At 68.0% G+C, this 26,751-nt stretch carries 24 protein-coding genes; 14 read left to right on the top strand and 10 right to left on the bottom strand.

The window, feature by feature from the left end; translation table 11 throughout:
- Nucleotides 1-6: 6 nt before the first annotated feature.
- From EFY87_RS18590 to EFY87_RS18560, 7 genes are all read right to left on the bottom strand, one after another.
- Entirely contained in the window at nucleotides 7-855 is an 849-nt protein-coding gene (locus EFY87_RS18590; RefSeq protein ID WP_158607715.1) for a MurR/RpiR family transcriptional regulator, read from the bottom strand.
- A complete protein-coding gene (gene phnE, locus EFY87_RS18585; RefSeq protein WP_123272985.1) occupies nucleotides 852-1,724 on the bottom strand; it encodes a phosphonate ABC transporter, permease protein PhnE in 873 nt (290 codons plus the stop codon). Before phnE (EFY87_RS18585) ends, EFY87_RS18590 begins: the two co-directional genes overlap by 4 nt.
- Nucleotides 1,721-2,536, bottom strand: a complete 816-nt coding sequence (gene phnE / locus EFY87_RS18580; protein WP_123272984.1) for a phosphonate ABC transporter, permease protein PhnE — start codon at nucleotides 2,534-2,536, stop codon at nucleotides 1,721-1,723. Before phnE (EFY87_RS18580) ends, phnE (EFY87_RS18585) begins: the two co-directional genes overlap by 4 nt.
- Before the next feature lie 67 nt (nucleotides 2,537-2,603).
- Nucleotides 2,604-3,425 (bottom strand): phosphonate ABC transporter ATP-binding protein, encoded by an 822-nt coding sequence (gene phnC / locus EFY87_RS18575; protein ID WP_123272983.1) that lies wholly within the window; start codon nucleotides 3,423-3,425, stop codon nucleotides 2,604-2,606.
- A gap of 1 nt (nucleotide 3,426) precedes the next feature.
- Complete coding sequence (gene phnD / locus EFY87_RS18570; protein ID WP_123272982.1) at nucleotides 3,427-4,473, bottom strand: phosphate/phosphite/phosphonate ABC transporter substrate-binding protein; 1,047 nt, start codon at nucleotides 4,471-4,473, stop codon at nucleotides 3,427-3,429.
- Nucleotide 4,474: 1 nt separating this feature from the next.
- On the bottom strand, nucleotides 4,475-5,176 hold the full coding sequence (locus EFY87_RS18565) for an HAD family hydrolase (protein ID WP_148043400.1): 702 nt from the start codon (nucleotides 5,174-5,176) through the stop codon (nucleotides 4,475-4,477).
- Nucleotides 5,177-5,313: 137 nt separating this feature from the next.
- Nucleotides 5,314-6,105 (bottom strand): GNAT family N-acetyltransferase, encoded by a 792-nt coding sequence (locus EFY87_RS18560; protein ID WP_123272980.1) that lies wholly within the window; start codon nucleotides 6,103-6,105, stop codon nucleotides 5,314-5,316.
- 451 nt (nucleotides 6,106-6,556) lie between these two features.
- On the opposite strand from EFY87_RS18560, the gene aspS reads away from it, so the two are divergent.
- Nucleotides 6,557-8,332, top strand: a complete 1,776-nt coding sequence (gene aspS / locus EFY87_RS18555; RefSeq protein ID WP_123272979.1) for an aspartate--tRNA ligase — start codon at nucleotides 6,557-6,559, stop codon at nucleotides 8,330-8,332.
- A 99-nt stretch (nucleotides 8,333-8,431) separates the two neighbouring features.
- Here aspS and EFY87_RS18550 read toward each other — a convergent pair whose 3' ends face one another.
- Both EFY87_RS18550 and EFY87_RS18545 read right to left on the bottom strand, forming a co-directional pair.
- Nucleotides 8,432-9,256, bottom strand: coding sequence for a thioesterase family protein (locus EFY87_RS18550; protein WP_123272978.1), 825 nt, complete (start codon nucleotides 9,254-9,256; stop codon nucleotides 8,432-8,434).
- The gene (locus EFY87_RS18545; RefSeq protein ID WP_158607714.1) at nucleotides 9,256-10,035 is read right to left on the bottom strand and encodes a GNAT family N-acetyltransferase; all 780 of its coding nucleotides are present in this window, start codon (nucleotides 10,033-10,035) and stop codon (nucleotides 9,256-9,258) included. The genes EFY87_RS18550 and EFY87_RS18545 overlap by 1 nt, the downstream gene beginning before the upstream one ends.
- On the opposite strand from EFY87_RS18545, the gene EFY87_RS18540 reads away from it, so the two are divergent.
- On the top strand, nucleotides 10,025-11,407 hold the full coding sequence (locus tag EFY87_RS18540; RefSeq protein ID WP_123272977.1) for a replication-associated recombination protein A: 1,383 nt from the start codon (nucleotides 10,025-10,027) through the stop codon (nucleotides 11,405-11,407). The two genes, EFY87_RS18545 and EFY87_RS18540, sit on opposite strands and share 11 nt — an antisense overlap.
- A 133-nt stretch (nucleotides 11,408-11,540) precedes the next feature.
- On the opposite strand, the gene EFY87_RS20430 is transcribed toward EFY87_RS18540, so the two are convergent.
- Entirely contained in the window at nucleotides 11,541-11,678 is a 138-nt protein-coding gene (locus EFY87_RS20430) for a hypothetical protein (RefSeq protein WP_158607713.1), read from the bottom strand.
- Between the two features lie 10 nt (nucleotides 11,679-11,688).
- On the opposite strand from EFY87_RS20430, the gene EFY87_RS18535 reads away from it, so the two are divergent.
- The 12 genes from EFY87_RS18535 (at nucleotide 11,689) to EFY87_RS18480 (ending at nucleotide 26,162) form a co-directional block, all read left to right on the top strand.
- Nucleotides 11,689-13,302, top strand: a complete 1,614-nt coding sequence (locus tag EFY87_RS18535) for an ABC transporter substrate-binding protein (protein WP_158607712.1) — start codon at nucleotides 11,689-11,691, stop codon at nucleotides 13,300-13,302.
- Nucleotides 13,303-13,472: 170 nt separating this feature from the next.
- Nucleotides 13,473-14,516, top strand: coding sequence for an ABC transporter permease (locus EFY87_RS18530; RefSeq protein ID WP_123272975.1), 1,044 nt, complete (start codon nucleotides 13,473-13,475; stop codon nucleotides 14,514-14,516).
- Between the two features lie 77 nt (nucleotides 14,517-14,593).
- Nucleotides 14,594-16,369, top strand: a complete 1,776-nt coding sequence (locus EFY87_RS18525) for an ABC transporter substrate-binding protein (RefSeq protein ID WP_123272974.1) — start codon at nucleotides 14,594-14,596, stop codon at nucleotides 16,367-16,369.
- 105 nt (nucleotides 16,370-16,474) lie between these two features.
- Nucleotides 16,475-17,473 carry an ABC transporter permease gene (locus EFY87_RS18520; protein WP_123272973.1) on the top strand — a complete coding sequence of 333 codons (999 nt, stop codon included), beginning with the start codon at nucleotides 16,475-16,477 and terminating at the stop codon, nucleotides 17,471-17,473.
- Complete coding sequence (locus EFY87_RS21035) at nucleotides 17,470-18,561, top strand: ABC transporter ATP-binding protein (protein ID WP_123272972.1); 1,092 nt, start codon at nucleotides 17,470-17,472, stop codon at nucleotides 18,559-18,561. The genes EFY87_RS18520 and EFY87_RS21035 overlap by 4 nt, the downstream gene beginning before the upstream one ends.
- Nucleotides 18,562-18,564: 3 nt before the next feature.
- Nucleotides 18,565-19,677, top strand: a complete 1,113-nt coding sequence (locus EFY87_RS21030; RefSeq protein WP_123272971.1) for an ABC transporter ATP-binding protein — start codon at nucleotides 18,565-18,567, stop codon at nucleotides 19,675-19,677.
- A 191-nt stretch (nucleotides 19,678-19,868) separates the two neighbouring features.
- The gene (locus EFY87_RS18505) at nucleotides 19,869-20,255 is read left to right on the top strand and encodes a DUF948 domain-containing protein (protein ID WP_123272970.1); all 387 of its coding nucleotides are present in this window, start codon (nucleotides 19,869-19,871) and stop codon (nucleotides 20,253-20,255) included.
- A complete protein-coding gene (locus tag EFY87_RS18500; protein ID WP_123272969.1) occupies nucleotides 20,252-20,464 on the top strand; it encodes a hypothetical protein in 213 nt (70 codons plus the stop codon). The genes EFY87_RS18505 and EFY87_RS18500 overlap by 4 nt, the downstream gene beginning before the upstream one ends.
- 137 nt (nucleotides 20,465-20,601) lie before the next feature.
- Nucleotides 20,602-23,319: an alanine--tRNA ligase gene (gene alaS / locus EFY87_RS18495; RefSeq protein ID WP_123272968.1), complete on the top strand. Its 2,718-nt coding sequence runs from the start codon at nucleotides 20,602-20,604 to the stop codon at nucleotides 23,317-23,319.
- Complete coding sequence (gene ruvX / locus EFY87_RS18490; RefSeq protein WP_123272967.1) at nucleotides 23,316-23,819, top strand: Holliday junction resolvase RuvX; 504 nt, start codon at nucleotides 23,316-23,318, stop codon at nucleotides 23,817-23,819. Before alaS ends, ruvX begins: the two co-directional genes overlap by 4 nt.
- A gap of 52 nt (nucleotides 23,820-23,871) precedes the next feature.
- On the top strand, nucleotides 23,872-25,275 hold the full coding sequence (mltG, locus tag EFY87_RS18485; RefSeq protein WP_123272966.1) for an endolytic transglycosylase MltG: 1,404 nt from the start codon (nucleotides 23,872-23,874) through the stop codon (nucleotides 25,273-25,275).
- Nucleotides 25,269-26,162, top strand: coding sequence for a shikimate dehydrogenase (locus EFY87_RS18480; protein WP_123272965.1), 894 nt, complete (start codon nucleotides 25,269-25,271; stop codon nucleotides 26,160-26,162). Before mltG ends, EFY87_RS18480 begins: the two co-directional genes overlap by 7 nt.
- Nucleotides 26,163-26,751: the final 589 nt, after the last annotated feature.

The raw sequence follows: 26,751 nt of genomic DNA, 5'->3' as shown, positions 1-26,751 counted from the left end.
GCGGAGCTACTCCTCGAGGTAGCCCGACACGACGTGCACCGACCGTGCCTTGGCAGCGCGGCCTGTGTCGCCGAGCCGGTCGGACACGGCGGCGAGCAGACCTTCCAGCAGAATCGTCTGCGGGATGCGGCTGGTCACCTCGATCTCGTCACGGAAGGACGGTTCCGGCATGCCGGTCACGAGGGTCACGTCCGCCAGTTCGACCAAGGGCGCGTGGCTGAAGGCGGTGAGTGCGAGCACCCGGGTGCCGGTGTCGCGCGCAGCGCGGGCGGCGGCCAGTGACAGGCGGTTGCTCCCGGAGCCGGACACGAGGAACACGGCGTCCTGCGCGCCCAGCCCGGACACGGCGATGTGCTCGCCGATGAGGTCCTGATAGTGCTCGGTGACGCGGCCGAGTGCATTCAGCCGGGCGGCCGCGTCCAGGGCGAGCGGTGCCGACATACCGTGCCCGACGACGATCAGTCGCCGTGCCGTGGCGAGGAGTTCGGTGGCGTCCGACGCAGCCTCGTCGGTCAGCAGCGCGACCATCGCGTCCACGGACGCCGCGACGTGCCGGAAGGTGGCCACGATCGCTGCGCGCGGACCGTCCGCCGGCTCGGCAGGCGGCCGGCGGGCGGCGGTCGCGACGCCTTCGCGGGCCAGCAGCACCCGCAGTTGCTGATATCCGGTCAGGCCCAGCGACTGGCAGGTGCGCACCACGGTCGGCCGGGACACGCCCGCGAGTGCTGCTACCTGGGCGCTGGACAGCTCGATGATGTCGTCGGCACGGTCAAGGATCACCTGGGCGACGGCTCGCTCCGCGCCACCCAGCGAAGGCGCCTGAGCGCGGACCCGGGCCAGCAGGTTGTCTGTCACGCGAGGCCCGTCGGGGTCAGTGCCTTGCGGCGGGCGCCATACCCCACCAGGGCCCAGCGGCCGGTGATCAGGCGCTGACGCAGCACCGCCGAGATCTGGTCGATGATCATGGTCACGACGACGACCACGATGAGCAGGATGCCGACGACGTTCCAGTTCTGGTATTGCGTGTTGTCGCTGAGCATCTTGCCGATGCCGCCGGCACCGATCAGGCCGAGTATGGCGGAGGACCGCACCGAGATCTCGAAGCGGTAGAGCCAGAAGGCGAGCACTTCGGGCTGCGCCTGCGGCCACAGCCCCCAGCGGATCACGGCGAGGCGGGAGCCACCGGTCGCTCGCGCCGCCTCCAGCGGCCCGCCGCTCACCGACTCGAACGACTCGTAGCCCCACTTGCCCAGCGTGCCGATCGACCCGATGCCCAGCGCGAGGGCGCCGGTCCAGGCCGTCAGTCCGGTGACCGACAGGATCAGGATCGCGATGACGACTTCCGGCACGGCGCGCAGGATGGCGAGGACCAGCCGCACGGGCAGCCGCACCCAGACCGGCACGACGTTGCGAGCAGCCAGGAAGGAGAGCGGGAAGGAGATGAGGATGCCCAGGATCGAGCCGATCCAGGCCATCTGCACGCTGAGGATCGTCGCGGAGAAGGCCGCCGAGGTCTGCGACCACGCCGGCGGGCAGAACATCAGCCGCAGGTAATGGAACAGGCTGGGGACGAAGTCGGACAGCTGCGACCAGTCGATGTTCACCCGCCAGAACGCGGCGAGCACCACCAGCAGCACGGCCGTCCAGCCGGCCCGCACCCACAAGCGGCTGGGTCGCGGCGGCGGCACTGCCTTCCCGGCCGGTATGGCGGTCGGCGTGGTCATCGAGCCAGCTGCTTTCGGAGCATGGACGACGCGGTCTCCACGACCAGCACGAGCACGAGGATCTCCAGGATGATCAGCGAAAGGTAGTGGTAGTGGTAGAAGGTGCGGACGTTGTCGATCAGCACCCCGAGGCCGCCAGCACCGACCAGACCGATCACCGTGGAGGCGCGGATGTTCACCTCGAAGGTGTAGAGCACCTGGGAGGCGAAGCTCGGCGCGACCGACGGCAGCATGCTGACCCGGTCGGCGGCGAACCAGGTGCCGCCGGCTGCCAGCGCTGCTTCCTGCGGTCCGCGGTCCAGGCCGTCGAGGGATTCGGAGACCAGCTTCACCAGGATCCCGATGTTGAAGAAGAACAGCGCGAGGACGCCGGACAGTGCTCCGGTGCCTACGACGGCCACGAACACCGCGGCATACAGCAGATCGGGGACGGCACGGATCACGTTGTTCAGGAAGCGAATTGCCGCGAGAAGTGCCCGTGACGGGTTGGTCGCGCGCGACGCCAGGAAGGCCAGTGGCACCGAGCCGAGCGAGCCGATGGCGGTGGCGATGACCGCCATCATCAGCGTTTCCTCGATGGCGCTCAGTGTCTGCGGGAAAAAGCCGTAGTCGGGCTGGAACAACTGCATGAGGGTGCCGGAGGCGTTGGAGAAGTTCTGCCAGATGGCTGGGATGTCGATCTGCACACCCCGAGCGGCCCAGACCGTGATCGCAGCGAGGACGATGCCGATGACCCAGGGCGTGGCCCCTCGGCGCGGCCGCGGCGGCCGCGCTGCCCGTGGCTGGGCCGGCTGCGCCGGTACGTCGCTCACGACAGCCCCCTCCTTCGTCGGGTGCTGTCGTTCGCCCTGAGTCTCATGGGTCGCTCGCTGCGCTCGCTCACGACGTCTCCAGGTTCGGGGTCGCGTCGAGCACGTCCTCGCCGGTGAGCGATCGGCCGTAGATCGACTCGAACACCGTCTCGTCCGCGTCGGCCCCGGTGCCGTCGAAGACGACGTGTCCGCCACGCAGACCGAGCAGGCGATCGGAATACTTCCGGGCCAGGTCCAGGAAGTGCAGGTTGGTGATGACGGTGACGCCGAGCTCGCCGTTGATCCGGCGCAGGTGCTCCATCACCACATGCGAGGTCGGCGGGTCCAGCGACGCGACCGGCTCGTCGGCCAGGATGATCGAGGGCTGCTGGGCGAGTGCCCGGGCGATGCCGACCCGCTGCTGCTGCCCGCCGGACAGCTCGGACGCTCGCGTGTAAGCCTTTTGCACGATCTCCACGCGGGTCAGTGCATCCATGGCGAGCTCGACGTCGTCGGACTTCCACGCGCCGAGCAGGGTGCGCCACCAGGGCGCTGAGTAGAGCCGGCCCATCAGCACGTTGTTCAGGACCGTCGTGCGCCCGGTGAGGTTGAAGCCCTGGAAGACCATCCCGATGTCGGAGCGCACCGCGCGCAGCTGCTTGCCGCGCGCCGTGGTCACGTCCCGACCGTTGACGGTCAGGCTTCCCTCGGTGGCCGTCACCAGACCGTTGATCGTGCGGACGAACGTCGACTTCCCGGCACCGGAGAGCCCGACGACACCGACCATCTGCCCCGCGGGGATGGTCAGGGAGATGTCGGACAGGCCTCGATAGCCGTTCGGGTAGGTGACCCCCACGCCGTCGAAGACGATCTGCGGGTCACCTGCGGTGCCGGGTCGTCGATCGGTCACGTCAGCTCACGCCGATCGAGTTGGCGACCTTCTGGGTCTCCGCCAGCGCGGTCGGGTTCGCGGGGGCCAGGCCGGTGATCTGGTAGATCGCGTTGAGCGCGTTCTTGCCGGCGGAGGTCGCCGCGTAGTCGAGCAGAGCCTTCTTGATCTTGGCCTGCCAGGCGGGACTCAGCTTGCTGGAGATGGAGACGCCGTCGTTCGGGATCTCCTTGGTCAGGGCGAAGACGACGACCTTCGTACCGACGTCGGGGTCGCTCTTGGTGACCACGCTCCGGGCGTCCCAGTAGGAAGCACCGACCTGCGAGTCACCGTTGTAGACCGACTGGACGGCGGCGTCGTTGGCGGTGACCTGGGTGACCTTGAGGTCCTTGATCGTGATGCCCGCGGCCTTCAGTGCGGCCACCGGGAAGATGTATCCGGCCGGCGAAGCCGGTTGCAGCAGAGTGACTTTCGCGCCCTTCAGCTTGCTCAGCGAGCTGAGCCCAGCGGGACCGTTGCCCGATTGGGTGCCGTTGCAGTAGAGCATTCCGTTCGCACCCTTGACCGGCTTGTCGGAGCAGTACTTGCTCGGGTCGTCGGTGAAGAACTGGGCGGCGTAGCTCGACTTTCCGGCGCGGACGGACTGCAGGGAGGGCACGGCGCCATACCGCTCGCAGGCCTGGGACATCTGCAGCGAGGGCAGCATCCCGATCTGCGCCTGATTGGCGCCGATCGCTTCTACTGCTGCCTGGTAGTCCGTGGTGATGACGCCCTTGACCGGGATCCCGAGGCTCTTGGTCAGCGCCTCGGTGAGCGGTTTGACCGTCTGCACCAGCTGGTTGGCGTTGCCGGACGGGACGAGGGCGAGCGTGAGCGACTTCGGTGCAGCGGCCTTGGCGTTCGAGGAGCCGGTGCACGCGCCTTGCGCGCCGCCGGAGCCGGAGTGGGTGCCGGTGCCAGAGGCGGCGGCGTTACCTCCGGAGCTGGAGGCGCCGCAGCCGGCCAGCGCGAGGGCTGACGCTGCTGCGACGGTGGCGGCGCCGATGAGTCGACGACGGGGAGTGACCATGTCAGTTTCCTTCGGGGTGAGCGGAGTCGAGCCACTCCGCGAGAGTGGAGTAGAGGTCGGGGAACGACCGCGCGGTCCAGGTGGGGGATGCGGGCAGATCGGCGACTCCGAAACGGTCGATGAAGGCCGTCGCGGCGCCGTGGGCGATCAGCGGCGCGATGTCGTTGCGGTAGACATCGCCCACGGAGACGGCCGCCGAGGCGGGCCGGTCTCCGAGGATCTGGGGGAGGAGGGCGTCCCAGCCGTCCGGCTTGGCGGCCGAGGAGACCACCCGGTCCAGCAGGGACGTCACGCCGAGTTGCAGCAGCACCTCGGTGACGCCCTCGGCGGGCGCGTTGGTGACGAGCACGCGCTCAGCGACACCGTCCAGCCCGTTCAGGAAGTCCGCGAGCCCGTCCGGCGCGTAGACCGCCAGTTCTCCGGCCTGCAGGCGCTTCCGAGAGGCGGCATACGCGGTGTTCAGTGCCGTCTCGTCGAGCTGCTCGCGGGTGAGGTCCTGCACGGCCAGATAGCCGTCCGGCCAGCGGCCGCCCAGCTTGCCGTCGACGAACTCCTGCACCGTGCTGCGGATGCGCTGGGCATCGGCGGGCGCCAGCCCCCGGGCCGCGGCGTCGGCATACGCGAGGACGGGCTCGTCCCCGAGGCAGATGGTGCCGTCGAAGTCGAGGAGGAGCACGGGAAGTGAACTCGTTGTCGTGGACATCGAGACGTAGCGTAGCGCCGGATTGAACCAAGCGTGCAACAGAAACAGAAGTTTGTAACAGGCGTTCACGCGGTCTTCACGTGGCGTACACGGGTCGCAGCGCCGGGTGCCGTCAGTGCCGCGCGTGCCGTATGGCGCTACCGCGCGTCGTCACCGACCGGCACTCGCAGCATGAACTCCTCGCCATACTGCCGGAACCCGGCGCGGCGCAGGATAGGCGCCGACGTGCCCAGCCGGCCGCCGACCACGGCGATCTCGCAGCCTCGGTCGCAGGCGGCGGCGAGCCGGGCTTCCAGCACTGCTCGGTAGGCGCCGCGGCCTCGTGCCCAGCCGGCACTCGCCCCGCCCCACAGTTTGGCGACCCGTCCGTCGGCGACGTATGTCGTGCCGCCGGTGGCGGCGGGCCGGCCGTCGAGATAGGCGACGAACGAGACGCCGGCTCCCGACTCGACAGTATGGCGCTGCCCGGCGATCTGCTCGGCGGTCACGGCGGCGGGCTGCCGCTCGAACCCTTCGGCCGCCACGATCGCGGAGGCCGTGCAGCCGGCGCGGTCCAGCGGCACCTCGACCGTCACGTCCTCCGGCACGTCGATGGCCGGACGGCCGGCCAGGTCGATTGCGAGGATCGCCAGCCGCTCCAGCTCCTCGCCGCCGCGGTCCAGCAGGAGGTGCACCAGGTCGGCCGGGCGGGTGTGTTCGGTCAGGCCGTTCCAGTAGATCGCGGGCCGGCCCCAGCCGACCGCGAGTTGCTCGACCTCGGCGACGATCTGCGCGGCCGGCAGGTCCGATTCGATCTCGTAAACGCCTGTGTCATAAGCAAATCCGTTGTCGTAGCGCACGACGGCGTAGCCATCGCCGACGACCCGTTCGCTGTCCGGTGGCACCCAGTAGCTCGAAGTAGCGACCCGCAGGATCTCGTCGGCGTCCATGCCCTGCAGGGTAACCGTGGCGAGTCAGGCGAGAGCCGACCGAATGTCGGTGTGTGTGAAGTCGTCGCCATTGATGATCGCCGACGTGTCCACGATCACTTGGGCAGGCCGTTTTCGTCGTAGAGGTCGTCGCCGGTCAGGTACGGCTCATCGACTTCCGCGACAGCCCGATATTGATTTCCGGGCGGCGGGTGGCGCGTCGTACGATGGTGACGCCTGCGGTGGCGGAGTGACGACCCACCGGGCGCCCGAGCGTGTATGACGGGACTGTCCCGCCATACACCCGAGCGCCGGCCGCGGGCCGCGCGTGCGGCGGACCGACGAGAGGCCGGGGTTTCCCCGGCGAAGGTGTGGTGGCACCGCGATCTAGCCCCCGCCCACACCTCCCGGGCTGCCTTCCTGGCAGGTGGCCCAGCGCGACCTTTCAGGAACCGACCCGAAAGGAACGCACATGCTTCGAACACATGACGCCGGAACGCTGCGCGCAGCGGACGCCGGCACCACCGTGACCCTCGCCGGGTGGGTGGCCCGTCGCCGCGACCACGGCGGAGTTGCCTTCCTCGACCTGCGCGACGCGAGCGGCGTCGTCCAGGTGGTGGCTCGCGACGAGGTGCTCACCGGCGCCGCGCACGGGCTGCGCAACGAATACTGCATTGCGGTGACCGGCACGGTGACGCCGCGTGACGCCAAGGACGTCAACCCCGACCTGCCGACCGGCGAAATCGACGTGGTGGCAGACGAAATCGAGGTGCTCAGCGAGTCGGCACCGCTGCCGTTCCAGATCGACGAGCGGATCAACGTCGGCGAGGAGGCCCGACTGAAGTACCGTTACCTCGACCTGCGCCGCCCGGCGCAAGGCGGCGCGATCCGGTTGCGCTCGAAGGTGAGCGCGGCCGCGCGCTCGGTGCTCGGCGAGCGCGACTTCGTGGAGATCGAGACGCCGACGCTGACGCGCTCGACGCCCGAGGGAGCTCGCGACTTCCTGGTGCCGGCCCGGCTGCAGCCGGGCAGCTGGTACGCCCTGCCGCAGAGCCCGCAGCTGTTCAAGCAGTTGCTGATGGTCGCCGGGATGGAGCGCTACTATCAGATCGCCCGCTGCTACCGCGACGAGGACTTCCGCGCCGACCGGCAGCCGGAGTTCACCCAGCTCGACATCGAGATGAGCTTCATCGAGCAGGACGACATCATCGAGCTGGGCGAGGCGATCGCCAAGGCGCTGTGGGCGGTCATCGGCGTCGACCTACCCACGCCGTTCCCGCGGATGACGTATGCCGACTCCATGGCGAAGTACGGTTCTGACAAGCCAGACCTGCGCTTCGACCTCGAAATCGTCGAGTGCACAGAGCTTTTCAAGGACACCACGTTCCGGGTTTTCCAGGCGCCGTATGTCGGTGCGGTCGTCATGCCCGGCGGTGCCTCGCAGCCGCGGCGTCAGCTCGACGCCTGGCAGGAGTGGGCCAAGCAACGCGGTGCCCGCGGCCTCGCCTACATCCTCGTACAGGAGGACGGTACGCTCACCGGCCCGGTGGCCAAGAACCTCACCGAGGCCGAAATCGCAGCACTGCCAGGCCATGTCGGCGCCAAGCCGGGTGACTGCATCTTCTTCGCGGCGGGCGACGTCAAGTCGTCTCGCGCATTGCTGGGTGCCGCCCGGCTGGAGGTGGGCCGGCGCTGCGGGCTGATCGACGAGTCGAAGTGGTCGTTCCTGTGGGTGCTGGACGCGCCGCTCTTCGAGCCGTCCGCGGACGCGGTGGCGTCCGGAGACGTTGCGGTGGGCGCGGGTGCGTGGACCGCGGTGCACCACGCGTTCACCATGCCGAAGAAGGAATACCTCGACACCTTCGACACCGACCCTGGTTCGGCGCTGGCCTACGCCTACGACATGGTGTGCAACGGCAACGAGATCGGCGGCGGCTCGATCCGTATTCACCGCAAGGACATTCAGGAGCGAGTGTTCAAGGTGATGGGCCTGTCGGAAGCCGAGGCGCAGGAGAAGTTCGGCTTCCTGCTGGACGCGTTCCAGTTCGGCGCCCCGCCGCACGGCGGCATCGCGTTCGGCTGGGACCGCATCTGCGCGCTGCTCGCCGGCACCGACTCGATCCGTGAGGTGATCGCGTTCCCGAAGTCCGGCGGTGGCTACGACCCGCTCACCGCGGCGCCCGCCCCGATCACCGCGGCGCAGCGCAAGGAGGCCGGCGTCGACGCCACGCCGGACGAGCGCCCCTGATCGAGCGGCACACTTCTGCATCGAGCGGCACAGTAATTCCGGGTGAATTGCTGTGCCGCTCAATGCGTTTGTGTGCCGCTCGATCGGGAGGCAGCGGGCCTACGCGGGGAAGCGCGCTGACGCGAGTTGGCGCGAATGCGCGACGAGCCGGCCGGAGGAATCCCACACCTGACAGTCCTCGTTGAGCAAGCCCCCGGCGGCGTGCTCGGTGTGCAGCCGCAATTGCAACCAGCCGGGCGCGGGGACCCCTCGCACATACCCGGTGAACTCGACCGTCGGCACCCAGCCGACCGAGCCGAGGTCGAAGGACACCGGCGGGAACGCGTCGAGCACCAGCAGCAGCCCGATTGCGTCCAGGTCGGCTCCGTCGGCGAGCCGCAGCCAGCCGCGCAGTTCGCCGTTGCCGCTCGGCTCCCCGGCCGCCCAGCCGATCGTGGCCGGATCCATCCGGGCGTCGAACCGCTTGAGGAACCCGGACTCGGTGAGGGTCGACGGCGGAGCGTCTCGGGCTGACACACAGTGCTCAGGCGGTGGAATTTCTGGAGCCGCAACGGTCTTCTGCACTGGGTCGGCATACCGGGTGAGGTCTCCCAGGGTCAGCAGGGCGCGCATCCGCTCGACCGACCCGTCACCTGCCGGCTGGCTCACGCTGACCTGGGCAGTCGTCATCGACCGGCCGGAGCGCAGGATCTGCGGTTCCACCCGGACGGGTCCGGCAGCACCGGGGGAGAGGAAGACGCCGGAGAAGGTCAGCGGATCGGCGTGCCCACCAGCCGCGGTGCTCGACCGCGCCACCGCGGTTGCCGCCAGCGACATCAGCAGTCCGCCGTTCACCGCGTCGCCGATCGCCCAGTCGTTGGTCAGGGTGCCGGCCCAGCCGGTGCCCGACTCCTCGAGTCGGAGGGCATCAGTGAGTTCGGTCATCAGGCAATCATTCCCTCCGTGTCGAGACGGCGTAGTCCGCGGCTGGCCCAGGAGCGCGCGACGGTGAAGCCGAGGCGGTCGTAGACGGCTCGTGCGGGATCGTTGTCGGCATACATCCCGAGGGTGCAGACCCCATCGGTCCGGATGGCGTGGCGGGTCAGGGCGGCGGTGAGTGCCGCACCAAGCCCCCGGCCGCGGGCGGACGGGTGCACGACGATCCCGGCCAAATGCGGGGTACCCCCGTCGGTGCGATGTATGGCGCCCGCCGCCATCAGCCGACCGCCGTCGCGGGCACCCAGCCACAGTTCGGTGCGCCCGCTGCCAGGTTCCGACTCCGCGGTGGGGCTGCCGATCTCGTTGAGTGCGGCGATGGCGGCGGCGTCGCGCGTGTCATCGAGTTGGACCAGCACCGATTCGGCAGGCAGCACCGGCGGGGCCTGGACCGTCCACATCCAGTCCCAGTCGCCGCCACCGGTCAGCTGGTCGCCGAGTCGCTCCTGCAGGAGTTGCAGGAAACCCCGCTCGATCGAGACGCCGTTGATCGCGGGCGGCAGCTCCGCCAACACCGCGTCGAGCAGCCGAGGAAGTTGCGCGGCGCCGAGCACGCTGATGCCGTGGAAGCGTCTGGAGTGCGAATGCCGCTGAAACGCCACGGAATCCCCGCACACCCAGATCCGTGTCTCGTGCGGACGCGCGACATCCCAGCGCACGAACGGATCGTCCGCGAACAACCGGTGCAGAGCACTTCCGGGGAGGCGACGAGTCACGATGTCCGGCACGCCGCATACGGTGTCACGCGTGTCCGATGACCTGTTCAGCGCCACCGCCGACGAGGGTGGCCCCGGCACCGCGCCGCTCGCGGTGCGCATGCGGCCGCGTTCGCTGGACGAGGTGCGCGGTCAGCGCGAGGCGTTGCGGCCCGGCAGTCCGCTGCGCCGGCTGATCGAGGGGGCGACGGGTGCCGCCGGACCGGTGTCCGCGGTGCTGTGGGGTCCGCCCGGCACCGGGAAGACCACCCTGGCGCATCTCGTGGCGAACGCCGCCGAACGCCGTTTCGTCGAGCTGTCCGCCATCAATGCCGGCGTCAAGGACGTGCGGGCGGTCATGGAGCAGGCGACCCGGGAACGCAGTCTCTACGGCCGGCAGACCGTGCTCTTCCTCGACGAGATCCACCGGTTCAGCAAGGCGCAGCAGGACGCGCTGTTGCCGGGCGTCGAGAACCGGCTGGTCGTGCTGGTCGCGGCGACGACGGAGAACCCGAGTTTCAGTGTCATTGCGCCGTTGCTGTCCCGCTCGATGCTGGTGCGCCTGGAGTCCATCGGCGACGACGACGTGGCTGGGCTGCTCGCTGACGCGATCCGCGAAGATCGTGGTCTGGCAGGGCAATTCACTCTCGCCGGCGATGCCCGCGACCATCTGGTGCGCATGGCCGGCGGGGACGCCCGCCGATCGCTGACGGCGCTGGAGGCAGCAGCCGGTGTCGCGCTGGACGCTGCCGACGCCGGCACCACGCCCGTCGCGATCACCCTCGCGCACGTCGAGCAGGCGATCGCCACGGCCGCGGTGCGCTACGACCGGGCGGGCGATCAGCACTACGACGTCGCGAGCGCTCTGATCAAATCCATGCGCGGCAGCGACGTCGACGCGGCCCTGCACTATCTCGCCCGGATGCTGGAAGCGGGTGAGGACCCGCGGTTCATTGCCCGGCGGATCGTGATCAGCGCGAGCGAGGACGTCGGTATGGCGGACCCGACCGCGCTGCAGACCGCGGTCGCCGCGATGCATGCGGTCGCCCAGATCGGGATGCCGGAGGCCCGGATCATCCTGGCGCAGGCGGTTGTGCACAACGCCATCGCGCCGAAGTCGAACGCGGCCTACCGAGGGATCAACGCCGCGCTGGAAGACGTGCGTGCGGGTCGCGGGGGAGCGGTGCCACCGCACTTGCGTGGCTCGGGGTATGCCGGGTCCGCGAAGCTGGGCCACGGTGACGGCTACCGCTACAGCCACGACGAGCCGGGCGGTGTCGGCCCGCAACAGTTCCTGCCCGACGACCTGCTCGACGCCGACTACTACCAGCCGACCGATCGCGGCTGGGAGCAGAGCCTCGGTCCCCGGTGGCAGTCCGTGCGGAGCGTCATACGCGGGTCGTGAGTTTTCCCCACGGCTGCGATACGTGATGGTAAACAAGTAACGATCGTGTTTCAGGTGCCGTAAATACCGCACGCGAGTCGCTGGGGTCGTGGCACTGTGCGAGAGATCATCCCGTCGCTTCATCGAATCGGAGTTACAACATGCGTAGGTCGAGCAAGATCGCCGTGGCCGTGGTCATGCTGGCGATGCCGTTGGCGGCATGCAGCAACAGCGGCCCGAGTGGTAGCAATGCCTCGGCGAAGACATCCTCGACGCCCCGTGCGAAGGTCACGGCCGCCGCCATGGACCCCTCCGTCAAGGGCCCGGCTCCGGCTGTCGCGGGCGCGAAGACCGGCGGCACGCTGACCATCACCAACGTCGGAAATCCGCCGACCTGGGACCCGGCCGGTGCCTACTACGAGTTCTCGATGGGCATCTTGTCCGACCTGGTCACGCGTGGCCTGACGGGTTATCAGATCAACAGCAAGGGTGTGGCCACCCTGGTGCCCGACCTCGGCACGGACCTCGGCACGCAGTCCGCGGACGGATTGACTTGGACCTTCAAGCTGAAGCCGGGCATGAAATACAGCAACGGCGAGACCGTGAAGGCGGCCGACTTCGTCTACGCGATCAAGCGGTCCTTCGATCCCACCCTCGGTGGCAATGGGCCAGTTCCCTACCTGCAGTCGTACTTGAAGGGCGGGTCCACCTACAAGGGTCCGTTCAAGCAGCCGAAGGTCGACTTCCCGGGCGTGACCGCGCAGGGCGACGACACCGTCGTCTTCCACCTCGCGCGCAAGTGGCCCACGCTGCCCTACTACCTGGCGTTCCCCGCCGCGTCGCCCATCCCGCAGTCGGCCGAGAAGAGGGGCGACTACCAGAAGGACCCGCTGGCGACCGGTCCATACATGGTCAAGTCGCTGATCAAGGGTTCGAGCATCGTGCTGGTGAAGAACCCGCAATGGGATCCCAAGTCGGACCCGATCCGCCACCAGTACCCCAACCAGATCGACGTGAAGCTCGGAGTCAATCCGCTGACCACGCAGCAGCGGATCCTGGCGGGTGTGGCCGGCGGTGCCACGACGGTGGACATCTCCGGCGTCGACGCGTCGCTGACCGGCAAGATCGCCTCCCATCCGAAGCAGATCCTCTTCGGGCCGTCGCCGTGCGAGGCCTACCTGCCGCTGGATTCACAGAAGATCCCGCTCGCGGTGCGCAAGGCGATCGCGGTCGCCTACCCCTACGACCAGACCCGCAAGGCGGACGGCGAGAACTCCTACGTCCTGGATCCGGCCACCACCTACGCCCCGCCGCAGGTCCCAGGTATCAAGCAATACCCACCGGTGAACGGTATGACGGGCCAAGGCCCCGGCGACCCGGTGAAGGCGAAGGCGATGCTGAAGGCTGCCGGCAAGGAGAACTTCGCGCTCTCCTACTACTACGACGAGGGAAACCCGCAGCTGATCGCGCAGAGCAACGCCCTCAAGGCCGGCCTGACAGCGGCCGGATTCACAGTCAAGGCCGTGCCGGTCAGCGACCAGGAGTATTCGACCAAGATCAACCAGACCAATACGGGCATGAACGTCGGGCAGGGCATCAGCTCCTGGTGCTACGACTGGCCGTCCGGTGACTCCATCTATCCGCAGCTGTTCAGCTCGTCCACGGCCAAGGACGGACGGTCGGTGGCGAACCTGCAGGACGCCGCGATCGACAAGCAGCTGACCGAGATCAGTTCGCTGGATCCGACTGCGGCCGAACCGAAGTGGCTGGCGTTCGACAAGCAGATGGCCGAGCAGGTGATGGGCATCCCCCTGTCGTACTCGAAAGCCAGCTCGGTGCTCGGCGTGAAGGTGCACAATGTCGTCGACGACCCGAACAAGGGGCTGCCGGACTTTGCGCAGATCTGGGTTGGCTGACCGATCGGTCACCAAATATAACGATTGGATGACCATCATGTGGACACGGTTGTACGCTCAGGCGGCTGTGGCATCGTTAACCCGTCACGGCAGGCGGGGGTGCACGCCGAGATGACCACCACGGCACGGCTGTGGTTGCCGCTGACCTTACGAAAGGGCATGGAGGATCGATGACCGTCGGACCCGGTGACGTCAATTCGACGTTGGACGAAGTGGCCGCAGCCGGGAACGAAGCGGGCAGTTCCCTGCGGGCCGCGACCGGTTCGCCCGGTGACAGCGGCCGCAAGAAGCTGGAGAGCCGCTCGCCGGTGCAGATCGCGTTTGCGCGGCTGCGCCGCGACAAGATCGCGATGGTCTGCGCGGTCATCGTGGTGCTCTTCGTGCTGATGGGCATCTTCGCGCCGTTGCTGGCAGGCTTGGAAGGCCAGTCGCCGACTGCGACACACTATGACCTGATCGGCAACGACAACCTGCCGAGCTTCTACACCAACGGCCAGCACTGGCTCGGCATCACCTCCTCCAACGGGTATGACGTCTTCGCCCGCTTCGTCTACGGCATCCGCCCGTCCTTCCTGATCGCCATCTCGGCGTCGATCGTGACCACGGTCATCGGGGTCGTCCTCGGCCTGCTCGCCGGATTCCTCGGCGGCTGGGTCGATCGGGTGATCGGCTGGCTGACCGACTTCTCGCTCTCGTTGCCGATTCTGCTGATGGCGATCGCGCTAGTGCCGGTGATGAGCCAATACCTGGCAGGCAGCGAGCCGTCCCAGTCGCAAGTTCAGCAGGTGCGCATCGTCGTGCTGATGATCGTGCTCGTCTTCTCCGGCTGGGCCGGCACTTGCCGGCTGGTCCGGGGGGAGACGCTGGCACTGCGGCAGCGCGAGTTCGTCCAGGCGGCGCGCGCACTCGGCGCGCCCACTGGGCGGGTGCTCTTCAAGGAAGTGCTGCCCAACCTGACCAGCATCATCCTCGTCTCGATCACCCTCGCGATCCCGGCCTACATCGGGGCCGAGGCGGGTCTGTCCTACCTCGGTGTCGGTCTCACCCTGCCTACCGCCGACTGGGGCCTGGACATCTCGCTCGCCCAGGACCAGATGCAGGCGTTCCCGCTGCCGCTGCTCGTGCCGCTGATCGGCCTGCTGATCGCGGTGCTCTGCCTGAGCCTGCTGGGCGATGCCATTTCCGACGCGTTCAACCCCAACACCCGCCGCTGACCTTCAGCGGATTCCGTTCCGAAACAACCCATCCAGACACCCGGCGACCGCCGGAGCAACAAACAAGGAGAATCACGATGCGCAGGACCAAGCTTGTGGCGCTGACGACGTCCGGAGTGCTGGCGCTGACGCTCGCCGCGTGCAGCAGCAGCGGACCCGGCGGCGGCAGCAAGGGCAGCAGCACAGGTGGCAACAACACGCTGAACGCCGCGAACAGCAAGGCCGCAGCCCTGGGCACCGATGCCACGGCGACCAGCCCGGCGGCGCCGGTGCCAGGGGCCAAGACGGGCGGCATCATCAACATCAACGACGGCAGCGCGCCGCCCACGATGGACCCGTCGGGGATCTACTACACCGACTCCGGCGCGGTCGGCAATGGCCTGCTCTTCCGCACCTTGACCCAGTACAAGATCGTCGACGGCAAGGCAGTGCTGGTGCCCGACCTGGCCACCAACCTCGGCACCGAGTCGGCCGACGGGCTGACCTGGACCTTCCACGTGAAGACCGGCATCAAATACTCCGACGGGTCGCCGGTGAAGCTCGCCGACTACGTCTACGCGATCAAGCGCTCGTTCGCCCAGGACACCGTCGCGGCAAACGGACCGAACTACCAGATGGAGTTCCTGAAGGGCGGTTCGACCTACAAGGGCCCGTTCAAGCAGCCGGACGTGAACTTCCCGGGCGTGACGACCGAGGGTGACAACACCCTGGTCTTCCACCTGGTCAAGAAGATGCCGGCATTCAACTTCTTCGCCAGCTTCACCCAGTTCAGCCCGATCCCGCAGAGCAAGGACACCCGGGGAAACTACCAGTTGCACCCGCTGACGACCGGGCCCTACAAGGTCGACTCCTACACCAAGGGCCAGAAGATGGTGCTCAGCAAGAACCCCTACTGGGACGCCAAGACCGACCCGGTGCGGCACCAGTACGCCAACGGCTACGTGATCAACTTCAACGTCGACCCGAAGCAGTCGCAGCAGCGCATCCTGTCCGGCAGCGGCGTCGGCACCACCTCGGTGGACATCAACGCGGTCGATTCCTCGGTGGTCAGCCAGGTCACCGGCGCGAAGAAGGACCAGTTCGTCTCCGGGCCGGGTGCGTGCGAGTACTACGTCAACATGGACACCCGGAAGATCCCGTTCAACATCCGCAAGATCATTGCGATTGCGTGGCCTTACAACAACATCCGCAAGGCCGCCGAGCTCGCCACGGTCAACTACGAGCCGGCAACCACCTACGCGCCGCCAAGCCTGCAGGGCTTCAAGGCCTACCCGCCGGTCAACGGTGCCACCGGCCAGGGCCCGGGCGACCCGGCCAAGGCCAAGGCGATGCTGAAGGCGGCGGGCAAGCTGGGCTATCAACTGAGCTGGTACTACCGCAACGACACCCCGACCCGGGTTGCGGCCAACAACGCGAAGGTTGCAGGCCTGGAGGCGGCCGGATTCAAGGTCAAGGCGATCGGCGTCAGCGGCCAGCAATACACGACCAAGATCGCCAACACCACCCTCCCGGTCAACATGGGCCAGGGCGTCCCCGGCTGGTGTTACGACTGGCCGACCGGTGACGCGGAATATCCGCCGCTGTTCAACGGCGCCGGCATCGCGAATGGCCAGACGGTCGGAGAGTTCAGCAACCCGAAGATCACCAAGGAGATCAACGAATACTCCGCGATGGAACCCGCAGCTGCAGGTCCGAAGTGGGCAGCGCTGGACAAGCAGCTGATGACCGACTATCTGCCGGCTTTGCCCGACTACTATGCGCTGTCGACGGCGATCTTCGGCACGCAGATCAAGAACGTCGTGCTCAACCCGAACAACGAGATCCCGGTGCTCTCGGCTCTCTATGTGAGCTGACGCGGCTCGTTCGCATCTGCAGCACGTGAGGTGGTGGCGGCCGGCCCCGGTCGCCACCACCTCACGCCACGGTCAACTTCCACTCCTTGAAAGGCACTCCTTTCAATGATCGTCTATCTAGCGAGGCGCATCCTGCTCGCGATCTCGGTGTTGCTGGCCACCATCGTGCTGGTGTTCGGCCTGTTCTTCACCGGTCCGGCCAAGGATGCCGTCGCCTACCAGTTGTGCGGCACCCACTGCACCAATGCCCGGGTGAAAACCATCAACCAGGGGCTCGGGCTCAACGAGCCGGTCGTGAAGCAGTTCGGCGACTATGTCAAGGGCATCGTCGTCGGCCGCGACATCACGAACAACGGGTCGTTCGTCGGACACTGCGATGCGCCGTGCCTCGGCTGGTCCTACATCCAGCAGGAGTCGGCGACCACCATGATCAAGCAGGCCCTGCCGGTGACTCTTGCCATCGTCTTCGGCAGTGCGGTGATCTTCATCCCGGGCGGCCTGATCCTCGGCGTACTCAGCGGTCGCACGCGGGGTTCGCCGCTCGACCGCATCATCGTCGGCGTCTCCCAGGTGATCGGCAACGTGCCCTATTACGCGGTGGCGCTGATCTTCAACCTCTACCTGATCTTCGACTGGCACATCCTGCCCGGCACGCAATACGTGCCGCTCACCCAGAACGCCGGAAAATGGTTCATCGGATTCCTCGGCATCTGGATCATCTACGGCTTGTTCAACTCGACCTACTATGTCCGGTTCGTGCGCGCCTTCATGATCAACACGCTCTCGGCCGACTACGTGCGCACGGCGCGATCGAAGGGCATCTCGGAGCGTCGGGTCGTCTGGGTGCACGCCCTGCGGGCGACGTTCGCGCCCTATCTGACCCTGATCGGGCTCGACATCGGCACCAGCCTGTCCGGCGCCATCTTCACCGAGCAGATCTTCGGTGTGCAGGGCCTCGGTCTGCTGGCCATCAGGTCGCTCGGGCAGAGTGACCTGCCGGTGATCTCCGCGACGGTGCTGGTCGGCGCGGCCTTCATCGTGGTCGCCAACCTGATCGTTGACCTGCTCTATGTCGTCGTCGACCCCACGGTGAAACTCTCATGACATCTACTCTCGCAGGCAGCGGATCCCCGGCACCGGCCCGGCGCCCTCCGCTCGACCCGAACGCTCCCGTTATCCTCACGGTCGAGGACCTCAAGGTGCAGTTCCCGACCGAGGACGGCCTGGTGAACGCCGTCAGCGGCGTCTCCTACGAGCTGCGGGCCGGCCAGACCCTCGCCATCGTCGGTGAGTCCGGGTCCGGCAAGAGCGTGTCGTCCATGGCGATCATGGGCTTGCACGATCCGAAGCGCAGCCGGATCAGCGGTTCGATCCTGCTGGACGGCCAGGAGCTCGTCGGAGCACCGCAGAAGACATTCCAGCGGATCCGCAGCACGACGGCGGCGATGATCTTCCAGGACCCCCAATCGTCACTGCACCCGCTCAAGAAGGTGGGTCCGCAGATCGCCGAGGCCTACCTGGCGCACCACAAGGTGTCCAAGCAGGTGGCTGCGAAGCGGGCCGTGGAGATGCTGGACCGGGTCGGTGTCCCGAACCCGGACCGGCGCGCGAAGCAATATCCGTTCGAGTTCTCCGGCGGCATGCGGCAGCGGGCGATGATTGCGCTCGGACTGGTCAACGACCCCAAGCTGCTGATCGCGGACGAGCCGACCACCGCACTTGACGTGACGGTGCAGGCGCAGATTCTCGACCTGATGAACGATCTGCAGCGGGAGTTCGGGTCGGCGATCATCATGATCACGCATGACCTGGCGGTGGTCGCCGAGATCGCCGACTTCGTGCTGGTGATGTATGCCGGGCGCAGCGTCGAGCACGGCACCGCCCAGGAAGTGCTGGCCAACCCGCGCAATCCCTACACCTGGGGGCTGCTCTCGTCGGTGCCGTCGCTGACTGCTGATGTCGGCACTGAACTGCATCCGATCCCGGGGAATCCGCCGAGCCTGCTCAACCTGCCGGAGGGCTGCTCCTTCCGGCCGCGGTGCGGCTTCTCCGACCGGGTGCCTGGTGACCGCTGTGCAGCAGAGCTGCCCGAATTCCGTCAAGTTCCCGGTGAGCCCGGCCGGATGACCCGGTGCCACCTGGAGGACCCTGCCGCGATCTTCGCCGACGAAGTCGCCCCGACGCTGGAGTGAGCGATGACCGACTACACCTCTGATGCCGTCGAACCACCGGTCGTGGACATTTCCAAGAGTGCGGGTGGGACGATCGTGCACGAGTCGTCCCGGGAGCGGGAGATCCTGCTCACGGTGACCGACGTGGCCAAGTATTTCCCGGTCAAGGAATACTCCGGTCTCTTCCCCAAGACGCTGCAGACGCGCGCCGTCGACGGGGTCAGCTTCGACCTGGCCAAGGGCGAGACGCTCGGGCTGGTGGGGGAGTCCGGCTGCGGGAAGACCACAACGGGCCGCCTGATCACCAGGCTGATCGAGCCGAGCGCGGGCAGCATCGAATTCGGTGGGCGCGACATCGCGCACATGAAGGAGAAGGATCTGCGCCCGATGCGGCGCGACATCCAGATGATCTTCCAGGACCCCTACGGGTCGCTGAACCCGCGGTTCACGGTGCTGAAGATCATCGGTGCCGCGCTGGAGATCCACGACATGGTGCCGAAGAGCCAGGTCAAGCCGCGGGTCCAGGAACTGCTGGAGCTGGTGGGCCTCAACCCGGAGCACGTCAACCGCTACCCGAACGAGTTCTCCGGCGGTCAGCGTCAGCGCATCGGCATCGCCCGGGCGCTGGCGGTGGAGCCGAAGGTGGTCGTGGCGGACGAGCCGGTGTCCGCGCTTGACGTGTCCATCCAGGCGCAGGTGATGAACCTGATGAGCAAGCTGCGCCGGGAGCTGGGCATTGCGTTCGTCTTCATCGCGCACGACCTGGGCATTGTGCGGCACTTCTGTGACCGGATCGCGGTGATGTACCTCGGGAAGGTCATGGAGATCGGCGACCGCGAGGACATCTACGAGAAGCCGCAGCACCCCTACACCCAGGCGCTGCTGTCGGCCGCGCCGGACCTGAATGTGGTGCGGGGTGCGGTGCCCAACGAGCGGATCCGGCTGATCGGCGATGTGCCGAGCCCGATCGACCCGCCCAGCGGCTGCCGCTTCCGCACGCGGTGCTGGAAGGCGCAGGAGATCTGCGCCGCGGAGGAACCGCCGCTCGAGCCGGCGAAGGACAAGCCGAAGCACACGATCGCGTGTCATTTCCCCGAGGTGAAGACCGAGCTCGTCGCCGACGTGGAAGCTTCGTAGGCCGGCACCGGAAACGCAACCTGGCCGAGTGCCCACCGAGAGGTCAGTTGTTGTCGTGAGACCCGAGGGCTGACGACAACAACTGACCTTTCGCCATTGGGTCGCCGGAGGACGACGCATGGCCGATAACGATGCAGGCTCGCGCGCGCGGCTTCGGTAGGCTGGTGGGCAATCATGGAACGAGACCAGTCATGAAAGTCTCCCTGGGAGACGTCGCCGGGATGATCGCCGCGTTGGCGTTCGTCGTTCTCGTGCTGCGCATGGGCTCGGTGGTCGGCAAGGCCGGCAAGGTGCTGGACGAGGCACGTGCCGGGGTGCGAGAGATCACCGACGAGACGGTGCCGCTGCTGCGGGAGATCACCGACACCGTGGCCGCGACCGGGCAGCAGGTGGAGCGGCTGGACACGATCTCCTCCAACGTCGCGGCAATGACCACCAACGTCAGTGCGCTGACCTCCGTGGTGTCCGCAACGGTCGGGCGCCCGCTGATCAAGGTGGCGGCGTTCAGCTATGGCGTGCGCTCGGCGGTTGAGATGCGTCGGATGAAGCCATCGAACAAGGTCGGCCGGCGCTCATGAAGTGGTTGCTCAGCACAGCGGCGCTGGCCGCAGGCATTGCGGTGGTCAGCTGGCCGGGCACGCGCGACGCGGTCGAACGGTTCCGGCGGGACGTGCACGACGGTATGGCGGTGCGCGAGGGACAGTTGCGTGAGGTGCTCGCCGCCGACACCCATCTCACCCTGCCGGGCGAGAGCGTCTCGGACGCGCGAGCTATCGAGGGCCGCTAGGCCCCGCTTCTGACCCTTGTCCGAGCACAGCAGCTGCGGTCGTGATCGCGCGGTTTCGATGCGCTCCTGCGCTACTCAACCAGCGCGAGATGACTAGCTATGCGCGCGAGTTCGACTGATACGTAAAGGAATTGATGATGGAAACCGCGGAGATCCGCCGACGATGGCTGGATTACTTCGAACGCAACGGCCACACGGTCGTGCCGTCCGCGCCGCTGATCTACGACGACCCGAACCTGCTGTTCGTCAACGCCGGCATGGTGCCGATGAAGCCCTACATGCTGGGGCAGCAGACGCCGCCGTGGCAGCGTGCGACCAGCGTGCAGAAGTGCCTGCGCACCGGCGACATCGAGGAGGTCGGCAAGACCTCCCGGCACGGCACGTTCTTCCAGATGAACGGCAACTTCAGCTTCGGTGACTACTTCAAGCGCGAGGCCATCGAACTCGCCTGGGGCCTGCTCACCGCACCGCAGTCCGAGGGTGGCTACGGCCTGGACGGCGACAAGCTGTGGCCGACCGTCTTCAAGGACGACGACGAGGCGTTCGCGTTGTGGCGCGACCTCATCGGCATACCGGCCGAGCGCATCACCCGTCGCGACGAGAACGACAACTACTGGAGCATGGGCGTCCCGGGCCCCGGTGGGCCGAGTTCGGAGATCTTCATCGACCGCGGTGGCGAGTATGGCGCCGAGGGCGGCCCGTCCGTGGACGAGGACCGCTACATGGAGATCTGGAACCTGGTCTTCATGCAGGACGAACTGTCGCAGGTGCGCAGCAAGGCCGACTTCGACATCGCCGGTCCGCTGCCCAGCCGCAACATCGACACCGGGATGGGCCTGGAGCGCATCGCGAGTGTGCTGCAGGGCAAGGACAACCTCTACGAGATCGACGAGGTCTACCCGGTGCTGGCCAAGGCGGCCGAGATGACCGGACGCCGCTACGGCGAGCACTCCGGCCACGCGGCGACCTCCAGCCACCCCGACGACGTCCACCTGCGCGTGGTCGCCGATCACGTGCGCTCCTCGCTGATGCTGATCGGCGACGGTGTCACCCCGGGCAATGAGGGCCGCGGCTATGTCTTGCGTCGGATGCTGCGCCGGGCCGTGCGCGCCATGCGGCTGCTCGGTTACGGCGGCACGGCGCTGCCCGAACTGTTGCCGGTCAGTCTTGACCGGATGAAGGCGTCATACCCGGAGCTGGAGAGCGACTTCGGCCGGATCAGCCAGATCGCGTATGGCGAGGAGGACGCCTTCCGGCGCACCCTCGACCAGGGCACCACGATCCTGGACACCGCCGTCACCAAGGCGAAGCAGTCCGCCGCGGCACTCGGCGGCGGCAGCACGCCGACCCTGCCGGGGTCGGAGGCGTTCGCGTTGCACGACACCTACGGATTCCCGATCGACCTCACGCTGGAGATGGCGGCCGAGCAGGGCGTCGAGGTGGACCGCGACGGGTTCCGCCGGCTGATGACCGAGCAGCGCCAGCGGGCGAAGGACGACGCCAAGGCGAAGAAGAGCGGCCACGCACACACCGAGGTGTGGAAGGAACTGCGGGCGCTCGGCGCGACCGATTGGCAGGCATACCAAGCACTTTCGACCGAAGGCAAGGTCGTCGGCCTGGTGTCGGACGGTGAGCGGGTCGAGGGTCTCGGGGAGGGCGCGACCGGCCAGGTGGTGCTCGATCGCACGACGTTCTATGCCGAGTCAGGTGGGCAGATCGCCGACGAGGGCATCATCACCACGCCCACCGGCGAACTGCGCGTCATCGACGTGCAGCGCCCCGTCAAGGGCCTGGTCGTGCACACCGTGGAGGTCGCCTCCGGCGAGGTGAAGGTCGGCGAGGACGTGCAGGCGCAGGTCGATCCCGACTGGCGCATCTCGGCGTGCCAGGCGCATTCCGGCACGCACGTCGTGCACGCTGCGCTGCGGCAGGTGCTCGGTCCGTCCGCGCTGCAGAGCGGCTCCTACAACAAGCCTGGCTACCTGCGGCTCGACTTCGCGTGGAGCAGCGCGCTGTCCGCCGAGACGCGCTCCGAGATTGAAGAAGTCGCGAATCTCGCACTGCGGCAAGACCTTCCGGTCTCTTCGCAGTACATGACGTTGCCCGAGGCGCGCGAGTGGGGGGCGCTGGCGCTCTTCGGCGAGACGTATGACGAGCAGGTGCGCGTCATTGAGATCGGTGGCCCGTGGTCGCGCGAGCTGTGTGGTGGCACCCACGTCGCGCACTCCTCGCAGATCGGTGCGCTGACGGTGACCGGCGAGTCGTCGGTCGGTTCCGGGGTGCGACGGGTGGAGGCGTTCGTCGGCATGGACGCCATGCGCTACCTGGCGACCGAGCGCGCGATCGTCGCCGAGGCGGCCCGCCTGGTCAAGGCGCAGCCCGGCGAACTGGTGGACCACATCGAGGCGCTGCTCGCCCGGCTCAAGCACGCCGAACGCGAGGTCGCGACCTTGCGCCAGCAGCAGTTGCAGGCACAGGCCGGCCAGCTCGCCGCGTCGGCGACCGGCATCGGCGGCGTCCGGGTACTCACCCACGACGCCGGCGACGCGGGCGCTGACGACGTGCGCACGCTCGCGACGAGTCTGCGCGACCGGCTCGGCGACGGGGAGCCCAGTGTCGTCGCGGTGACCGGCACCGCGAAGGGGCGCCCGCTGGTGGTGGTCGCGACCAATGCGCGGGCGCGCGAGCGCGGCATCAAAGCCGGCGACCTGGTGCGCACCGCAGCCGGCGTGCTCGGCGGTGGTGGCGGCGGCAAGCCCGACATCGCGCAGGGTGGCGGCACCGACGCATCCGCAGTGGGTGCTGCGCTCGAAGCGATCGAGGCGCAGCTGCACAACCTCGCAGGGACCAGGTGAGGCACGGGGTCCGGATCGGCGTCGACGTGGGCAGTGTCCGCGTCGGCGTCGCCGCCTGTGACCCCGCGGGTGTGCTCGCCACACCGGTCGGCACCTTCCGCCGGTCGGGCGACGCGGCCGACATACGGGCAGTCGCTGAGCTCGCCGCGGAACGTGCCGCGATCGAGGTCGTGGTCGGGCTCCCGTTGTCGATGGACGGGACGGAACAGGCGGCCGCCGAGGCGGCCCGTGCCTGGGCGAACGAGTTGCGCCGGCTCGGTCCGGGACTGGCCGTGCGGCTGGTCGACGAGCGGCTCACCACGGTCGACGCGCACCGGGCAATGCGCGAAAGTGGCCTGCGCGCACGCGATCGGCGTGAGATCGTCGATCAGCAAGCAGCAGTGCTTATCCTGCAAGCCGCGCTAGACTCCGAGCGCGTTTCCGGCCGGCCGGCCGGGGTTGTGCTCGGCGCGCGCAAGCCGCGGCATACCAAAGAGCGACAGCGAAAGGCGCCTGAGTGACCGACCATCACACGGAGAACGGACACTGCCGTCCAGCACGGGCGGCAGGGTGATGGCACTTTCCGACGCCGGCGACCCGGTGCCGCGCAGCCGTCGCGAGGCGCGCGAACTCGCCGCCCGCAAAGAGGACGCGGCGGCGAGCCAGGAACGGAGCACCGAAGGCGCGGCCGCTGAGCAGAGCCACGCGGCTACTGAGCAGATCCGCGCGGCTGCGCGTGCGGCTCGGGCCGGCGCGACCACACGCGCGAGTGCGCCGGTCGTCGTCTCCGACGACGACGAAACCCGTGAATTCGTCGCCGTGCATCCCGACGACGCCGCGTGGTCCGAGCTGGCGGGCTGGGCGCCGGAGAGCGACGGCGGCAAGCACGGACAGCACACGACATACGAAGAGGTCAAGAAGCACCACCGGCGTCGCGCCGGACGGTCCTGCCTGCTGCTCGTGCTGGTGATGGTGCTGGTGCTCGGCGGGGCGGGGTATGCCGCCAGCAAGGTCGGCAAGCTGCATCTGCCCGGCCTCAGCCAGGGCGATCCCGACTACAGCGGCAACGGCACGGGCACGGTGCAGATCACCGTGCACTCGGGCGACACCGGCGCGGCCATCGCGCAGACCTTGTTCAAGGCGGGGGTGGTGAAGTCGGTCGGTGCGTTCGTGCAGGTTGCGAACGACAGCCGAGATTTCAGTAGCATCCAGCCGGGCCGCTACACGTTGCACCGGAAGATGAGCGCCAGTGCCGCGCTTGCGATGATGCTCGACCCCAAGAATTTCGCCAGCACCGGAGTGACCGTGCCCGAAGGGCTGTGGGCGAGCCAGATCTTCCAGCTGCTCTCGCAACGGACCGGTGTGCCCGTGGCCGACTACCGGAAGGTCACTGCCGCCTCGCTCGGCCTGCCTGCCGCAGCGAACGGTCACCTGGAGGGCTACCTCTTCCCGTCGACCTACAACTTCGCCGGAGGCATGAGTGCCCAGGAGCAGCTGCAGGTGATGGCCAACGAATGGCGGACACAGGTCGCGACGCTGAAAATTCCGGCCGGGAAACTGCACGACGTGATGGTGATCGCCTCGCTGGTGGAGGCCGAGTCGCGGGTGCCGTCCGACGGGCCCAAGGTTGCCCGGGTCGTCCTCAACCGCATCGCCGAAGGTATGCCGCTGCAACTGGATTCGACGATCCACTACGCCGAGGGCAAGCGCGGCACGATCACCACCACCGATGCTGAGCGGGCGAAACGGGGTCCGTACAACTCCTACCTGAACAAGGGCCTGCCGCCGACCCCGATCGACAACCCGGGGCTGGCCGCCATCCAGGCAGCTCTGCACCCGGCGGCCGGTTCGTGGCTCTACTTCGTGACCGTGAACCCGCAGACGGGCAAGACGCTCTTCGCGACCACCTTCGCGCAGCAGCAGGCCAACGAGCAGGTGTTCCACGACTGGTGCTCCCAGCACCCCGGGAAATGCTGACCCGAGCGCGGGCGGCCGTGCTCGGCAAGCCGGTCGCGCACTCGCTGTCGCCGGTCCTGCACCGAGCTGCGTATGCCGCACTCGGGCTCACGGACTGGAGCTACGACCGGCGCGAGTGCGACGCGGCAGGTCTGCGGGACTTGGTGGCCGGGCTCGGTCCGACGTGGCGCGGACTGTCACTGACCATGCCGCTGAAGGAGGAGGCGCTGCTGATCGCGGACTCCTCCAGTGAGGTCGCCCGGCAGACCGGTGCCGTCAACACGCTGGTTCGCGAAGGCCGAGAATGGCGCGGGTACAACACCGACGTGGCGGGCATCCGGGAGGCACTGCGGGAGGCGGGTGTCGGGTCTGGCGGGCGGTCCGGTCGCGCGGTCGTCATTGGTTCGGGCGCGACGGCGCGCTCTGCCCTCGCCGCGCTGGCCGAACTGGGTGTGCGCGAGGTGGTTTTCGTGGTACGGAAGGACACGCGGGCGTCGACGCTTGCGCAGGCGCGCGACCACGGGTTCGGGGTTTCCGTGGTGCGGGGGGCCGACGGCGCCGACGCTGTGCTGGGCGCCCCGCTGGTGGTCAGTGCGGTGCCGGCCGGCGCGACGGATTCGCTGGCGCAGGAGTTGGCGGGACGGTCGGTGCCAGGGTCGGAGGCCGGACCGGCGCCCGCGGCCGGGTGGGGTGCGGAGGGCTGCGTGTTGCTCGATGTCGTGTATGCCGGCTGGCCGACGCCGCTCGCGGAAGCGGCCGCGTCATACGGGGTCAAGGTGGTGCCGGGCATCGAGATGCTGATCCATCAGGCCGCGGCCCAGGTCGAGTTGATGACCGGGCAGCGGGCGCCGCTGGAGGTCATGCGGCGCGCCGGGCGTGCGGCAGCCGGGCTGAGTGACGGCGAGTAGGCGGGCAGCGCGGCGTCCCGAAGTCGCGACCGTTGAGCTTTCGGGACGGGATTTGGGGGGTTGGGTGTCCCGGGGTCGCGACCGTCGAGCTTTCGGGACGGGAAACCCGCCGTTTGGTGTCCCGGAGGCGCGACCGTCGAGCTTTCGGGACGGGATTTGGGGGGTTGGGTGTCCCGGGGTCGCGACCGTCGAGCTTTCGGGACGCGATGGCCCAGGGTCCGCGTATACATCCGGCAGCGGTTACTGATTCGGCATAGCTCTCGGCGTTGGCGGCATTCGTCGCCGGCGTGAAGTGAGATCCCGTCGTCTACCTGGATCACGCTATTCGAAAACTATTCCGATAGAACTCTTGTGCTATCAGGGTGCGTTCAGGTAAACTGCAGGTACAGCGAACACCCTGAACGGTAAGGAGGTTCGGGTATGACGACCAACGATCCTGGACCTGCGATGCCCGGGCCGAATGAAGGTCTGGTGGCACGTGCGGGTGACGTTTCCCGCGACGCGGTCGGTATGACGACTGCGTCTGACGCGCCAGCGGCGCCGGGTCCGGGTGCTCCGGATACAGCCGCAGCGGCTGGCTCTGGTCCCG

Source organism: Flexivirga caeni, assembly GCF_003724155.1.
Lineage (GTDB): Bacteria > Actinomycetota > Actinomycetes > Actinomycetales > Dermatophilaceae > Flexivirga > Flexivirga caeni.
The sequence above is the reverse complement of the archived record's forward strand: the minus strand, read 5'-3'. Positions and strand labels throughout refer to the sequence as shown.